Annotated in this window: 11 protein-coding genes and 2 tRNA genes; 7 read left to right on the plus strand and 6 right to left on the minus strand. The window is 65.4% G+C overall.

Annotated elements, in window-relative coordinates; all coding sequences use genetic code 11:
• Positions 1 to 1,202 (plus strand): O-acetylhomoserine aminocarboxypropyltransferase/cysteine synthase family protein (locus Q0105_RS10785; protein ID WP_298211613.1); only part of this gene is annotated, 1,202 nt, incomplete at its 5' end.
• 77 nt (positions 1,203 to 1,279) lie between these two features.
• Here Q0105_RS10785 and egtB read toward each other — a convergent pair.
• The 4 genes from egtB to Q0105_RS10805 form a co-directional block, all read right to left on the minus strand.
• A complete protein-coding gene (gene egtB / locus Q0105_RS10790; protein WP_298211615.1) occupies positions 1,280 to 2,506 on the minus strand; it encodes an ergothioneine biosynthesis protein EgtB in 1,227 nt (408 codons plus the stop codon).
• Positions 2,507 to 2,523: 17 nt separating this feature from the next.
• A complete protein-coding gene (gene egtD, locus Q0105_RS10795; protein ID WP_298211618.1) occupies positions 2,524 to 3,444 on the minus strand; it encodes an L-histidine N(alpha)-methyltransferase in 921 nt (306 codons plus the stop codon).
• A 165-nt stretch (positions 3,445 to 3,609) separates the two neighbouring features.
• Positions 3,610 to 4,200 carry an OmpW family outer membrane protein gene (locus tag Q0105_RS10800; RefSeq protein ID WP_298211620.1) on the minus strand — a complete coding sequence of 197 codons (591 nt, stop codon included), beginning with the start codon at positions 4,198 to 4,200 and terminating at the stop codon, positions 3,610 to 3,612.
• 130 nt (positions 4,201 to 4,330) lie between these two features.
• Positions 4,331 to 5,317, minus strand: coding sequence for a DUF808 domain-containing protein (locus Q0105_RS10805; protein ID WP_298211622.1), 987 nt, complete (start codon positions 5,315 to 5,317; stop codon positions 4,331 to 4,333).
• Between the two features lie 305 nt (positions 5,318 to 5,622).
• On the opposite strand from Q0105_RS10805, the gene Q0105_RS10810 reads away from it, so the two are divergent.
• The gene (locus Q0105_RS10810; RefSeq protein ID WP_298211624.1) at positions 5,623 to 6,306 is read left to right on the plus strand and encodes a methyltransferase domain-containing protein; all 684 of its coding nucleotides are present in this window, start codon (positions 5,623 to 5,625) and stop codon (positions 6,304 to 6,306) included.
• A 37-nt stretch (positions 6,307 to 6,343) separates the two neighbouring features.
• Here the strand turns inward: Q0105_RS10810 and purL are convergent, their stop codons facing one another.
• Positions 6,344 to 10,351, minus strand: a complete 4,008-nt coding sequence (purL, locus tag Q0105_RS10815; protein WP_298211626.1) for a phosphoribosylformylglycinamidine synthase — start codon at positions 10,349 to 10,351, stop codon at positions 6,344 to 6,346.
• A gap of 139 nt (positions 10,352 to 10,490) precedes the next feature.
• On the opposite strand from purL, the gene map reads away from it, so the two are divergent.
• Both map and Q0105_RS10825 read left to right on the plus strand, forming a co-directional pair.
• Positions 10,491 to 11,306: a type I methionyl aminopeptidase gene (gene map, locus Q0105_RS10820; protein ID WP_298211628.1), complete on the plus strand. Its 816-nt coding sequence runs from the start codon at positions 10,491 to 10,493 to the stop codon at positions 11,304 to 11,306.
• An 89-nt stretch (positions 11,307 to 11,395) separates the two neighbouring features.
• Complete coding sequence (locus Q0105_RS10825) at positions 11,396 to 13,996, plus strand: [protein-PII] uridylyltransferase (protein ID WP_298211630.1); 2,601 nt, start codon at positions 11,396 to 11,398, stop codon at positions 13,994 to 13,996.
• 65 nt (positions 13,997 to 14,061) lie between these two features.
• Here Q0105_RS10825 and def read toward each other — a convergent pair whose 3' ends face one another.
• The gene (def, locus tag Q0105_RS10830; protein WP_298211632.1) at positions 14,062 to 14,601 is read right to left on the minus strand and encodes a peptide deformylase; all 540 of its coding nucleotides are present in this window, start codon (positions 14,599 to 14,601) and stop codon (positions 14,062 to 14,064) included.
• Positions 14,602 to 14,725: 124 nt separating this feature from the next.
• Between def and Q0105_RS10835 the strand changes: the two genes are divergently transcribed.
• The 3 genes from Q0105_RS10835 to Q0105_RS10845 all read left to right on the plus strand — a co-directional run bounded on the left by Q0105_RS10835 (position 14,726) and on the right by Q0105_RS10845 (position 15,465).
• Positions 14,726 to 15,151 (plus strand): YbaN family protein, encoded by a 426-nt coding sequence (locus Q0105_RS10835; protein ID WP_298211634.1) that lies wholly within the window; start codon positions 14,726 to 14,728, stop codon positions 15,149 to 15,151.
• Between the two features lie 102 nt (positions 15,152 to 15,253).
• Positions 15,254 to 15,329: transfer RNA gene (locus Q0105_RS10840), tRNA-Asn, on the plus strand.
• 64 nt (positions 15,330 to 15,393) lie between these two features.
• A tRNA-Asn gene (locus tag Q0105_RS10845) sits at positions 15,394 to 15,465 on the plus strand.

Consider the following 15,465-nt stretch of genomic DNA (forward strand, 5'->3'; position numbering starts at 1 on the left):
CGGTGGCCTATGCCTTCGATAGCGCCCAGCACGGCGCCGACCTGTTCGACCTGAAAGTGCCGGGCAACATCTACACCCGCATCATGAACCCGACCACCGACGTGCTTGAAAAGCGTGTCGCGGCGCTTGAAGGCGGTATCGCCGCGCTGGCCGTGGCCTCGGGCATGGCGGCCATCACCTACGCCATCCAGACCATTGCCGAGGCGGGCGACAACATCGTGTCGGCCAGCACCTTGTATGGCGGCACCTACAACCTGTTTGCCCACACGCTGCCGCAGCAGGGCATCACCACGCGCTTTGCCGACCCGCGCGACCCGGCCAGCTTTGCGCAGCACATCGACGCGCGCACCAAGGCGATCTTCATCGAATCCATCGGCAACCCGCTGGGCAACGTGACCGACATCGCCGCACTGGCCAAGGTGGCGCACGACCACGGCGTGCCGCTGATCGTGGACAACACCGTGCCCAGCCCCTACCTGCTGCGCCCCATCGAGCATGGCGCCGACATCGTCGTGCACTCGCTCACCAAGTACCTGGGCGGCCACGGCAACACCATTGGCGGTGCCATCGTAGACAGCGGCAAGTTCCCCTGGGCAGAACACAAGGCGCGGTTCCCGCGCCTGAACGAGCCCGATGTGAGCTACCACGGCGTGGTCTATACCGAGGCGCTGGGCCCCGCCGCCTTTATTGGCCGCGCGCGTGTGGTGCCGCTGCGCAATACCGGCGCCGCACTCTCGCCGCAAAGCGCCTTCCTGCTGCTGCAGGGCATCGAAACCCTGGCGCTGCGCATGGACCGCATCTGCGACAACACGCTGGCGCTGGCGAAGGATCTGCAAAACCACCCCAAGGTGGAATGGGTGCGCTACGCCGGACTGAGCGACCACCCCGACCACGCACTGGTGCAGCGCCAACTGGGTGGCCGCGCATCGGGCATCCTGAGCTTTGGCCTCAAAAGCAGCGACGCCGACCCGCGCGCGGCTGGCGCGCGTTTCCTCGACGCGCTGCAGCTCTTTACCCGCCTCGTGAACATCGGCGACGCCAAATCGCTGGCCACGCACCCTGCCTCCACCACGCACCGCCAGCTCAACCCCGAAGAGCTCGCCAAGGCCGGCGTGAGCGAAAACATGGTGCGCCTGTCGGTGGGCATCGAGCACATCGACGACCTGCGGGCAGACCTGGTGCAGGCCCTGGAAAACGTGTGACCGCTCAGCAGGTTTGATGCTTTTTTGGCTGCTACCGCTTGATTATCAAGCGGTAGCAGCTATCAAAAACATAGCGTCTACACATCCCGCGCCAACCGCAGCCCCGTGTACTGCCAACGCGCCGTGGCCGGAAAGAAGTTGCGGTAGGTGCTGCGCGCATGCCCCGGCGGCGTGGCACAAGAGCTGCCGCGCAGCACGTACTGGTTGACCATGAACTTGCCGTTGTACTCGCCCACTGCGCCGTCGGCCACGCGAAAGCCTGGGTAGGCAGCATAGCTCGACTGCGTCCACTGCCAGGCGGTGGCGAACAACTGCTCCAGGCCCTGCTGCGCACCGGCAGGGGCCGCATGCTCCCATTCGCCTTCCGTGGGCAGGCGCGCACCCGCCCAGCGCGCATAGGCGTCTGCCTCGTAGTACGACAGGTGCGTCACCGGCAGCGCACCCCGCACTGGTTGCAGGCCGTTCAGGGTGAACGTGTGCCACGTGCCGTCGTCCAGTTGGTGCCAGTACAGCGGGTGGCTCAGTCCTTGGGCCACACGCCAGTCCCAACCCTCAGCCAGCCAGTAGGCCGGTTCCTCATAACCACCGTCTTGCATAAAAGCCATCCACTCGGCCTGTGTCACCAGCCGCGAAGCCAGGGCATACGGCGCGAGGTAGATGCGGTGGCGCGGGCTTTCGTTGTCGAAGGCGAAGCCCTCCCCCGCATGGCCCATATCCACCAGGCCGCCATCCAGGCGCACCCATTCCAGAGCCCCGGCGGCTGGCACGATGGCCTGGTCACCCACGGGCACCGGGGCCGCGCCATATGCAGGGAACAAGGGGTTGCACGACAGCAGGTGCTTGATGTCCGTCACCAGCAGCTCCTGGTGCTGCTGCTCATGATGCAGGCCCAGCTCGATCAGCGTGCACAGCACGGCGTTGTTCAGCACGGCGGGCAGCAAGCGCGCCATGCGCTGGTCCACATCGGCGCGGTAGGCCAGCACTTCATCGAGCGGTGGCCGCGTGAGCAAGCCCCGCTGGGGGCGCGGGTGCTTGGCGCCCACGCCGTTGTAGTAAGAGTTGAAGAGCACGCGAAAAGCGGCGTTGAACGGCACAAAGCCCGGCTCGTTCGGCTCCAGCACAAAGGTCTCGAAGAACCAGGTGGTGTGCGCCAGGTGCCATTTGGCGGGGCTGGCGTCGGGCATGGACTGCGCGCCGCAGTCCTCGGCCGACAGGGGCGCCACCAGCGCCAGCGTGTGGGCGCGCACGGCCTCATAGCGCGCAAGCAGCGCCGTGAGCGGGGAGCAAAGGTCTCTGTGGGTCATGATGGTGGCGAGCAGTTTCAGGGCCGGGCGTGCACCACGGCAAACCAGCCACGCTCGTCGGTCCAGGCCTGGGCCTTTGAGAAACCTGCGCGCGCCAGCATGCCGGTGAACACCTCCAAAGGGTATTTGTAGCTGTTTTCGGTGTGGATGCGCTCACCCCGCTCAAACCGGCGCGTGCCGCCAGGCCAGCGCACCTCGGCGTCGGCCAGGGCCTCCAGGTGCATTTCGATGCGCGACTCGCCCTGGTTGAAGAATGCGCGGTGCTGCCACTGCTGCTCGTCAAAATCGCTGCCGATGAGCCGGTTCACATGCGTGAGCACGTTGCGGTTGAAGGCCGCCGTCACGCCCGCCGCATCGTCGTAGGCAGCTTCGAGCACGTCCACGTCCTTGGGCAGGTCGATGCCGATGAGCAAGCCGCCGTCGTCGTCGATCAGCTCGCGCATATGGGCCAGCAGGTCGATGGCGTGTGATGGGTCGAAATTGCCGATGGACGAGCCGGGGTAGAACACCAGCCGCCCGGTGCGCGGGATATCGCCCGGCAGGGTCACGCCGCGTGTCATGTCACCGCTCACCGCCCGCGCATCCAGCCCCGGAAAATCATTGCGCAGGCCCTGCACCGCTGCCTGCAGAAAGTCCGCCGAAATATCCACCCCCACAAAACACGCGGGCTGCACCAACTGGCACAAGGTGCGGGCTTTCTGGCAGTTGCCGGCGCCCAGCTCCACCAGCGTGCGCCCGGTGCCCACGGCCCGCACGATGTCTGCAGCATGCTGCTGCATGAGCGCGGTTTCTGTGCGGGTGGGGTAGTACTCGGGCAAGCGGGTGATCTCCTCGAACAACTGCGAGCCGCGTTGGTCGTAGAAATACTTGGGGGAAATGCGTGCGGGCTGCTGGCTCAGGCCGTGCGTGATGTCGTCGGTGGGGCTTGGCAAGGGCATGGGTCTGGGTCTGAAGGCGTTCGGTGGGGCAAGACCCCGCTGGCACCAGGCCATTGTGCGCCGCCCCGGATAACACTGCGTGTAAGCCGTATTCCCGTCGCCCGGCGCGCAGACAAAAAAAGGGCTGGCACCAGTGCCAGCCCTTTCCCCTTGGAGCGCTTTCGCTCAGAAGCGCCAGCCCAAACCCACGCCCACCAGAACGGGGTCGACCTTGAAGGTGCCCAGCTTGGCACCGCCTGCGCTCACATCGGTCTTGATATAGACCTTCTTCACGTCGAAGTTGAGGTACAGGTTCTTGGCCAGCGGGATGTCCACACCCACTTGCAGCGCGGGGCCGAAGCTGTTGCGGTCAATGTCCACGCCAGCGGGCAGGTTCACGCTGGAGAAACGCGTGTAGTTCAGGCCTGCGCCCACATAGGGCTTGAAGCCTGGGGCGTCGAAGTGGTACTGCACCAGCAGCGTGGGCGGCAGGTGCTTGAGCGTGCCGATGGCCTTGCCGCCCGCGCGCAGCGTGTGCTTTTGTGGCACGGTCAGGATCAGCTCGGCCGCAATGTTCTTGGTGAAGAAGTAGCTGACATCCACTTCGGGGATGGTCTTGTTGTTGATCGACAGGCCCAGGGGCGTGCTGTCCTTGTTGGCGCTGTCGAGGTGCACAGCGCGGGCGCGGACCATCCAAGGGCCTTCAGCCTGCTGCGCGAAAGCAGCGCCAGAAGACAGGGCACACAGTACGGCGGCGGCCAGGAGGGATTTTTTCATGGTGATTTCGCATCGGTTGGACGGGGACGACCCCCGTGCATGCATTGAACCGCTGCACCCCCTCACCGGCCTTGCCTTACCTCAAGAACCTAGTATTAACCCTTAGACATAGATCAAGGAATACCCACTATCAATTTGTGGATTTTCCGCGCAGGCGCTTCACCAGCGTCACCCCTGCCAACACCAGGCCACCGGCCACGATGCCTATCACCGCATTGGCCAGGTTGGGCACCAGCACGGCCCACAGCCCACCCACGGGCCATTGCACCGCTGCGGCGCCCATAGCCTCCACGGCGTGGTGCAGCGCCGGAACACCGTGCACCAGGATGCCGCCGCCCACCAAAAACATCGCCGCCGTGCCCGCGATGGACAAGCCCTTCATGAGCCAGGGTGCCGCGCGCAGGATGCCCATGCCCACGGCGCGCGCCACGCTGCTGGTCTTGCCGCTCAGCCACAGGCCCAGGTCGTCAAGCTTGACGATGCCAGCCACCAGGCCATACACGCCCACCGTCATGATGACGGCGATGCCCGACAGCACCGCCACCTGCTGGGCAAACGGCGCCGTGGCCACGGTGCCCAGCGTGATGGCGATGATTTCCGCCGACAAAATGAAGTCGGTGCGCACCGCACCCTTGATCTTGTCTTTTTCAAAAGCCACCAGATCGACCGCCGGGTTGGCGTTGGCCTGCGCATGGCTTTCATGCTCGGCGGCATCTTCGTGCGGGGCGTGCAACAGCTTGTGCGCCACCTTCTCAAAGCCCTCAAAACACAGGAAGGCGCCGCCAATCATCAACAAGGGCGTGACGGCCCAGGGCGCAAACGCGCTGATCAAGAGCGCCGCAGGCACCAGGATGACCTTGTTGATCATCGAGCCTTTGGCCACGGACCACACCACGGGAATCTCGCGCTCAGCGCGCACACCGGAAACCTGCTGGGCGTTGAGCGCCAGATCGTCCCCCAGCACCCCGGCCGTCTTCTGCGCAGCCACCTTGGTCATCACCGACACATCGTCCGCCATGGCCGCGCTTTTCTTGGCGGCCACCTTGGTCATGAGGGCCACGTCATCAAGAATGGTGGCGATGTCGTCCAACAGGGCAAGCAGGCTGCCAGAGGCCATGGGAAATCCTTGAGGTAAGTCTGTAAAAAGCGGCGGACACACCGCCTGCGCGCGCTGCACTATAGCAACGCGCCAGCCAGGGCCAGCGCGCTGGCTGCATGAAGGGCATCAAGGGCATCAAGGGCATCAAGGGCATCAAGGGCATCTTGCAGGAGTGATTCCATTTCCAAATCATTCGTGCCCCGGCGCGAAGCAACAACGACACGGATGAATCAGAAATGGAATAGCGCATACTCGGCGCCTCACCCATCACCTCTGGGGTCCTGGAGCCTTGTGCGCTCCTGTCCGGGCTTCACGCCCAAGCCATGCCCGGCTATCTCACCAAACAAGAAGACATCGCCATCGTTGGCGTGGCCGACCTCGTCATCCGTTCGCTGCTCGACAAGCAGCAGTTTTCCGACCCGCTGGGCGCCGCCGAGGCCTTGGGCATTTCATCGGCGGCCTGGCCCCTGTTCGGCCTGCTCTGGCCCTCGGGCGCCCAACTGGCCCAGCGCATGGCCAGCCGCCCCTTGCTGGCGGGCGAGCGGGTGCTGGAGATCGGCTGTGGCCTGGGCCTGGCCAGCCTGGTGTGCCACCGGCGCGGCATCGACGTCACGGCCAGCGATTGCCATCCGCTGGCGCAGCCTTTTCTGCTGGAGAACCTCCGCCTGAACGGCCTGCCGCCCCTCAAATACCGCACCGGCCAATGGGGTGCGGATGCCACCGCGTCAATCAGCGCAGTGCAAGGCAAGTTCGACTTCATCATGGGCAGCGACGTACTGTACGAACGCGACGCCCGCGCCTCGCTGGCCGGTTTTCTGGACCGCCACGCCAGCCAGGGCGCGCAGATATGGATCGTGGACCCGAACCGGGGCAACCGCTCCACCTTCCACAAGCAGATGGCCGTGCACGGTTTTGCGGTGGTGGAAGAGCGCCTGGACCACCCGGCGCTGGGCGATGTGCCCGCCTACAAAGGGCGCCTGCTGGTCTATCAGCGCGAGGTGTGCTGAACGCCCAGGGCCGCGCCCGATGATGCTCAGGCCGTGATCAACCCACCCATTGGCGGGCATTGCGCCAGATACGCATCCAGCCGCTGTACTGCGCCTGGTCTTCGCTTGTCCAGCTCATCTGCACGTTGCGGAACACGCGCTCGGGGTGCGGCATCATGGCCGTGAAGCGGCCATCCGCCGTTGTCACTGCGGTCAGGCCGCCCGCGCTGCCGTTGGGGTTGAACGGGTATTGCTCGGTGGCGCGGCCGTGGTTGTCCACGTAGCGCATGGCGGCAATGGCCTTGTCGGCGTTGCCTCGGTACTTGAAGTTGGCATAGCCCTCGCCATGCGCCACGGCAATCGGCAGGCGGCTGCCTGCCATGCCTTGCAGGAACAGGCTGGGTGATTCCAGCACTTCCACCATCGACAGGCGGGCCTCGAAACGCTCGCTCTGGTTGGTGGTGAAGCGCGGCCAGTCTTGCGCGCCGGGGATGATGTCGGCCAGCTCGGCAAACATCTGGCAGCCGTTGCACACGCCCAGACCAAACGTGTCCGTGCGGCCAAAGAAGCCCTGGAACTGCGCGGCCAGCACCGGGTTGAAGGTGATGGAGCGTGCCCAGCCAATGCCCGCGCCCAGCGTGTCGCCATAGCTGAAGCCGCCGCAGGCGACCACGCCCTTGAAGTCTTCAAGCTTGACACGGCCGGTCTGCAGGTCAGTCATGTGCACGTCAAACGCTTCAAAGCCCGCTTCGGTGAAGGCGTAAGCCATTTCGATGTGCGAGTTCACGCCCTGCTCGCGCAGGATGGCGACCTTGGGTTTGGCAAGGTTGAGGAACGGCGCGGCCACGTTGTCGGTGGCATCGAAGGTGAGGTGCACCTGCATGCCGGGGTCGGTGGGCTCGCCCGCTGCGGCGTGCTCGGCATCGGCGTTGGCGGGGTTGTCGCGCTGCTGGCAGATCTTCCAGCTCACCGCGTCCCACACCTGGTGCAGGTCGGCCAGCGGGGCGCTGAACACGGCCTTGGCATCGCGCCAGACCTGCAGCTCGCCCTTGCCTGCGTCGATCTCGGACGACACCGGGCGCGTCTTGCCGACGAAGTGGCTGAATGCCGACAGGCCATGGGCGCGCAGGGTCTGCATCACGTCGTTGCGCTCTGCGGTGCGCACCTGCAACAGCACACCCAACTCTTCGTTGAACAGCGCTTTGAGCGTCAGCTCATCGCGGCGCGCGCCCACCTGCTGCGCCCAGTTCTTGGCGTCGCCGGTTTCCATGCGGCTGTCGCTGATGCCATCGCCTTCGGTGACCAGCATGTCCACGTTGAGCGCCACGCCCACATGGCCCGCAAAGGCCATTTCGGCCGCCGCTGCCAGCAGGCCGCCGTCGCTGCGGTCGTGGTACGCGAGGATGCGGCCCTGGGCGCGCAGTGCGTTCACGGCGTTGACGAGGTTGACCAGGTCTTTGGGGTCGTCCACATCGGGCACCACGTCGCCGCTTTGATCCAACGTCTGGCCCAGGATGCTGCCGCCCATGCGGTTCTGGCCCTTGCCCAGGTCGATCAGCACCAGGGTGGTGTCGGCTTCGGTGGCGTTGAGCTGGGGGGTGAGCGTGCCGCGCACGTCGGAGAGCGAAGCAAACGCGCTCACGATCAGGCTGACGGGCGAGGTGACCTTTTTCTTGTCAGCGCCTTCGCTCCACTGCGTGCGCATGGACAGCGAATCCTTGCCGACGGGGATGGAAACGCCCAGCGCGGGGCACAGCTCCATGCCCACGGCCTTCACGGTTTCGTACAGCGCGGCGTCTTCACCGGGCTCGCCGCAGGCGGCCATCCAGTTGGCCGACAGCTTCACACGCGGCAACTCAATGGGCGCGGCCAGCAGGTTGGTGATGGCTTCGGCCACGGCCATGCGGCCCGAGGCGGGCGCGTTGATGGCGGCCAGCGGCGTGCGCTCGCCCATGCTCATCGCCTCGCCCGCAAAGCCCTTGTAGTCGGCCAGGGTCACGGCGCAATCGGCCACGGGCACTTGCCAAGGGCCGACCATCTGGTCACGGTGGCTGAGGCCACCCACGGTGCGGTCGCCAATGGTGATGAGGAAGCGCTTGCTAGCCACCGTGGGGTGGGCCAGCACGTCGATCACGGCCTTTTGCAGCGGCACGCCGGTCAAGTCCATCGGTGCGAATTCGCGCACCACGGTCTTCACATCGCGGTGCATCTTGGGCGGCTTGCCCAAGAGCACGTTCATGGGCATGTCCACGGGCAGTTTCTGGTCACCCTGTGTAGCGGCAGGGTCTTGCAGCACCAGTTGGCGCTCTTCGGTGGCCGTGCCGATCACGGCAAACGGGCAGCGCTCGCGTTCGCAGAAGGCCTGGAACAGCGGCAGCGATTCGGGCGCAATGGCCAGCACGTAGCGCTCCTGCGATTCGTTGCTCCAGATTTCCTTGGCCGCCATGCCCGATTCTTCGAGCTGCACGGCACGCAGGTCAAAGCGTGCGCCACGGCCAGCGTCGTTGGTCAGCTCGGGGAAGGCGTTGGAGAGGCCGCCCGCACCCACGTCGTGGATGGCCAGGATGGGGTTGGCCGTGCCCTGTGCCCAGCAGTGGTTGATGACCTCTTGCGCACGGCGCTCGATCTCGGGGTTGCCGCGCTGCACCGAGTCGAAATCCAGCTCGGCCGCATTGGTGCCGGTGGCCATGGAACTGGCGGCGCTGCCGCCCATGCCGATGCGCATGCCGGGGCCACCCAACTGAATGAGCAGCGAACCGGCTGGGAATTCGATCTTCTTCGTCAGCTCGGCGTCGATCACACCCACGCCGCCCGCGATCATGATGGGCTTGTGGTAGCCGCGCTGCACGCCAGCGACTTCCTGCTCGTATTCGCGGAAGTAGCCCACCAGGTTGGGGCGACCGAATTCGTTGTTGAACGCCGCGCCGCCCAGGGGGCCTTCGACCATGATCTGCAGCGGGCTGGCGATGTGCTCGGGCTTACCCACAGTGCTGCCCCAGAGCTTGGACACCGTGAAGCCCGTCAGGCCCGCCTTGGGCTTGGAGCCCCGGCCCGTGGCGCCTTCGTCGCGGATCTCGCCGCCCGCGCCGGTGGATGCTCCGGGGAACGGCGAGATGGCCGTGGGGTGGTTGTGGGTCTCCACCTTCATCAGCACATGCTGGGTGATGCTATCTTTTTTATAGCTGCTTGCGCTTGATGAATAAGCGCCAGGTGCCATTTTTGCCACAAACCGTTCGACCTGATGGCCTTCCATGACCGAGGCGTTGTCCGAATACGCGATCACCGTGTGCTGCGGCGCCAGTTGGTGTGTGTTGCGAATCATGCCGAACAGGCTCTTGCCCTGCGCCACGCCGTCGATGGTGAACTCGGCGTTGAAGATCTTGTGGCGGCAGTGTTCGCTGTTGGCCTGCGCGAACATCATCAACTCCACATCGGTGGGGTTGCGCGCGAGGCCCGTGAAGGCGTTGACGAGGTAGTCGATTTCGTCGTCGGCCAGCGCCAGGCCGAAGCGGGTGTTGGCGGTCTCCAGGGCAGCGCGGCCACCGGCCAGCACGTCCACATGCTCCATGGGCGCGGGCTGCAGCTCGGTGAACAAGGCCGCAGCCGCACTGCGGTCGGCCACCACCGATTCGGTCATGCGGTCGTGCAGCAGGGCGGCCACCTGGGCCAGCTGCTCAGCGGTCAGCTCGGGCGTCTTGCCCAGCAGGCCAGCTTTGAGGCTGATGCGGTATTCGGTGATGCGCTCGACCCGGCGGATGGCAATGCCGCAGTTGCGGGCGATGTCGGTGGCCTTGGAGGCCCAGGGCGACAGCGTGCCCAGGCGGGGCGTGACGATGAGCGCAGCGCCGTCGGCCGGGCCTGCGTACGGGTCGCCGTAGGTCAGCAAGGCCGCCAGGCGCTCTTGTTCAGCGGGCGTGGGGGCCGCATCGGTGGCGACCAGGTGCACGAAACGCGCTGCAATGCCACTGATCTTGGGGTGGATGGCCTCCAGGGCGGGTTGAAGTTGCTGGGCGCGGAAGGTGCTGAGGGCGTTGCCGCCCGCCAGCGTGGTCATGTGCAAGGTCACGGTTGCGGCCTGTTGGGGGTGTGAGGGGTAGACAGAGACCCGGCCCAGCCGCTTGTTGCAGCCAGGACCGGAGCCCGCCATTTTACCGGGCATGGCCGCGCTGCCTGCACGGCGCGGGGGCCAATGGGATAATCCGGGGATGAGTATCACCATCAAAACCGCCGAGGACATTGAAGGCATGCGCCTCGCGTGCCGCCTGGCCTCAGAAGTGCTGGACTACATCGCACCCCACATCAAGCCCGGCATCACCACCCAAGAGATCGACCGCCTGGGCGCCGAGTGCATGGCCCAGCAAGGCACCATCTCGGCCACCGTGGGCTACCAGCCGCCCGGCTACCCGCCCTACCCGGCCTCGCTGTGCACCTCGGTCAACCACGTGGTGTGCCACGGCATCCCCAACGACAAGCCGCTGAAAAAGGGCGACATCGTCAACGTGGACGTGACCGTGATCACCAAGGACGGCTGGTATGGCGACAACAGCCGCATGTACCTGATTGGAGAGTGCTCGATTGCCGCCAAGCGCCTGTCGGCCCTCACGTTTGAGGCCATGTGGCATGGCATCGTGCAGGTCAAGCCCGGCGCCCACCTGGGCGACGTCGGCCACGCCATCCAGAAATTCGCCGAAGGCCATGGCTTTTCCATCGTGCGCGAGTTCTGCGGCCACGGCATCGGCCAGAAGTTCCACGAAGAGCCCCAGGTGCTGCACTATGGCCGCCCCGGCACGCTCGAAAAGCTCCAGCCCGGCATGGTTTTCACCATCGAGCCCATGATCAACGCGGGCCGCCGCGAGGTGAAGGACTTCGGCAACGATGGCTGGACCATCGTGACCAAGGACCACAGCCTGTCGGCCCAGTGGGAGCACACCGTGCTGGTCACGGAAACCGGGTACGAGGTGATGACCCTGTCGGCGGGCTCGCCGCCGCTGCCCGCCTTCGTCACAGCGACCAAGACCTGACCGGCGGGCCGGGCTGCACCTTTGCGGGGCAGTCCGCTCGCACAAATCTTGCATGGCTTTTTCATGGCCCCCAACTGCTCTTATCGACCATGACTGAACTCCATGCCCTGCGAGATGCCTACCGCAGCGACAAAGCCGCGCTGCTGGCAGCCATGCAAGCCACCGGCGCATCGACACGCGGCATCCGCGTGCTGCTGCGCAAGCTCTCGACCCTGGCGGGCAACCTGCTGCAAACGCTGTGGCAGCGCGCCGAGTTGCCTGGCGACATGGCCCTGGTGGCGGTGGGCGGCTTTGGCCGCGACCAGCTTTTCCCCAACTCGGACGTGGATGTCCTGCTGCTCCTGCCCGATGGCGCGGCGCCCGAAGCGGGCAGCGCGCTGCGCGCGCAGCTCGAGGGCTTCATCGGCAGTTGCTGGGACACGGGGCTGGAGATCGGCTCCAGCGTGCGCACCGTGGCCGAATGCCTGGCCGAAAGCGCGGGCGACGTCACCGTGCAAACCTCGCTGCTCGAATCGCGCCTGGTGTGCGGCAGCGCTGCGCTGTTTGCCGAGTTTCAGCGCCAATACCGCGCGCAGATGAACCCCGAGGCCTTCCTGGTGGCCAAAACGCTGGAGATGCGCCAGCGCCACACCAAATACGAGAACACACCCTACGCGCTGGAGCCCAATTGCAAGGAATCGCCAGGCGGCCTGCGCGACCTGCAGATGATCCTGTGGGTAGCGCAGGCAGCGGGCCTGGGCAGCAACTGGAAGGAACTGGCCGCCAGCGGCATGGCCACCGCCTTCGAGGTGCGCCAGATCGAGCGCAACGAGGCCCTGCTGTGCCTCATCCGCGCGCGCCTGCACGCAGCCGCTGGCCGACGCGAAGACCGATTGGTGTTTGACCTGCAGACCGCCGTGGCCGAATCGTTTGGCTACCGCTCGCAGGCGCCCGACGGATCGCGCCTGCCCATGCGCGCCAGCGAAACCCTGATGCGCCGCTACTACTGGGCGGCCAAGGCCGTGTCGCAGCTCAGCCAGATCCTGCTGCTCAACATCGAAGAGCGACTGGGCCCCTCCACCCACGAGCCGCGCCCCATCAACGAGCGCTTCTTTGAAAAGGCCGGCCTCATCGAAGTGGCCAGCGACGACCTGTACACGCGCGATCCACACGCGATCCTGGAGACCTTTCTGCTCTACCAGACCACCGTGGGGCTCAAGGACCTGTCGGCACGCACGCTGCGCGCGCTGTACAACGCGCGTGGCGTGATGGACAGCGCCTTTCGGCGCGACCCTGTCAACCGCAGCGCCTTCATGCGCATCCTGCAGCAGCCCTCGGGCATCACCCACGCCATGCGGCTGATGAACCAGACCTCGGTGCTAGGGCGCTACCTGTGGCCGTTTCGCCGCATCGTGGGGCAGATGCAGCATGACCTGTTCCATGTGTACACCGTCGATCAACACATCCTGATGGTGCTGCGCAATGTGCGCCGCTTCTTCATGGCCGAGCATGCGCACGAATACCCGTTCTGCTCGCAACTTGCGGCGGGCTGGGACAAGCCCTGGATTCTTTACCTGGCAGCCCTGTTCCACGACATCGGCAAGGGCCGAGGGGGCGACCACTCGCAGATCGGCGCCGAAGAAGTGCGGCGCTTTTGCCGCCAGCACGGCGTAGACCGCGACGACGCCCGGCTGGCCGAGTTTTTGGTGCGCGAGCACCTGACCATGAGCACCGTGGCGCAAAAGCAGGACCTGAGCGACCCGGACGTGATTGCCGCCTTTGCCCGCCGCGTGGGCAACGAGCGCAACCTCACGGCCATGTACCTGCTCACCGTGGCGGACATCCGCGGCACCAGCCCCAAGGTCTGGAACGCCTGGAAGGGCAAGCTGCTGGAAGACCTGTACCGCGCCACGCTGCGCACCCTGGGCGGCCGCGCGCCCGACGCCGCCGCCGAGATCGAGGCCCGCAAACGCGAAGCGCTGGTGCAACTGGCGCTCAACGCCCTGCCCTTCGAGGCCCACAAGGCCCTGTGGGCCACGCTCGACGTGAGCTATTTCATGCGCCACGACGCCGCCGACATCGCCTGGCACACACGCCACCTGTCGCGCCACGTGGGCGCCGCCAAACCGGTGGTGCGCGCGCGCCAGTCGCTGGCGGGCGACGGGCTGCAGGTGATGGTCTATGCCGCCGACCAGACCGATCTTTTCGCACGCATTTGCGGCTACTTCGACCGCGTGGGTTTCAGCATCCTGGATGCGCGTGTGCACACCGCCAACAATGGTTATGCACTCGACACCTTCCAGGTCGTGGCCTCTTCGGCATCCGAGCAACCGGGGCACTACCGTGAGCTGACACACATGGTCGAAAGCGATCTGATGCGGGTGATCGAAGCCGGTGGCCCGCTGCCCGAGCCTGCGCGCAAGCGGGTGTCCCGCCGGGTCAAGAGCTTCCCGGTGGCGCCGCGCGTCACCCTGCGGCCCGATGAAAAAGCACAGCGCTGGCTGCTCGCCATCTCGGCCAGCGACCGCGCGGGCCTGCTCTACCTGGTCACGCGCATCCTGGCCCGGCACCACCTGAGCGTGCAACTGGCCAAGATCAGCACGCTGGGCGAACGCGTGGAAGACACCTTCCTCATCCAAGGCCCCGAGCTGCAGAACAACGCACGCCAGATCCAGATCGAAACCGAACTGCTGGGTGCGCTGTCGGCCTGAAGAACTCCTAAATTGATAGCTGCCTGCGCTTTAAATATAAGCGCTAGCGGCCAATTTCTTTAGTATCAATCATCTTCCGTGGCGCTGATGTCGGGGAACAGCACCTCGGTGAAGCCGAACTGCGCAAAATCCCGCACCCGCATCGGGTACAGCTTGCCGATGAGGTGATCACATTCGTGCTGCACCACGCGGGCATGAAAACCCTCTGCCGTGCGGTCGATGGGGTCGCCATACGGGTCAAAGCCCGTGTAGCGGATGCGCGTCCAGCGCGGGACCTTGCCACGCAGGCCCGGCACTGAAAGACATCCCTCCCAGTCCTCATCTTCTTCCTCGCCCAGCGGCGTGATCACCGGGTTGACCAACACCGTCGGGGGCACCAGCGGCCGGTCGGGGTAGCGCGGGTTGCGGTCGGTGGAGCCAAAGATCACCAATTGCAGATCCACCCCAATCTGCGGCGCCGCCAGGCCAGCGCCATTGACAGCACGCATGGTGTCGAACATGTCCCGCACGAGGAAGTGCAAAGCGTCGGTGTCAAACTCGGTCACGGGCTTTGCCACGCGCAGCAGGCGCGGGTCGCCCATCTTCAAAATGGTGTGGATGGTCATGGGGCTGATTTTTTCTTTGCGGGCGAATGCACAAGCATGTGGGGCACAGGCAGCATAGCGCCCGCGCGGCCATTGCGCCGATACAAGCCCATTCATTGCCCATTGCCCATTCACAATACGCTCCATGGCAACAACGCCCCCAGACGACTCCATCGAACCCCCAGCGCCCCAGCCCGCACCGCTGCCCTGGCCGGTACGCTGGCTGCTGCACGCCTTTGCCGTGTTGTGCCTGGTGATGGGCGCCATCGGCGTGGTCGTTCCCGGCCTGCCCACCACCGTCTTCATCCTTATGGCGGCCTGGGCCGCTGCGCGCAGTTCGCCGCGCCTGTACCGGTGGCTGTGGAACCACCGCCTGTTCGGCCCCTTGCTGCGCAACTGGGCCCAGGGCGGCAAAGTCAGCCGCCGCGCCAAGTGGAGCGCGGCCCTTGTCATGTCCTTGAGCGCTATCGTGATGATCCTCACCGTATCGCGCCCGTGGATCGTGGCGCTCGCCATCGGTTGTATGGCCTGCGTGCTGGCCTGGCTGTGGCGGCGGCCAGAGCCATCGTGATCTGCTGCCTGCACCTTCGCACCGCGAAGCCTCACAGCAATCCACAAACGCACCCCATCTGCGGTTTTGGCGCGTTTTTTGTGTATATAATCTAAGTCTTGTTCCTCGATAGCTCAGTCGGTAGAGCGCCGGACTGTTAATCCGTAGGTCCCTGGTTCGAGCCCAGGTCGAGGAGCCAAGAATTTGCAGGCCCTGCATGAGTGAAGCGGGGCCTTTTACATAGATAGATACATACCGATCATTCCTCGATAGCTCAGTCGGTAGAGCGCCGGACTGTTAATCCGTAGGTCCCTGGTTCGAGCCCAGGTCGAGGA

The organism is Acidovorax sp., assembly GCF_027492855.1.
GTDB lineage: Bacteria > Pseudomonadota > Gammaproteobacteria > Burkholderiales > Burkholderiaceae_C > Acidovorax.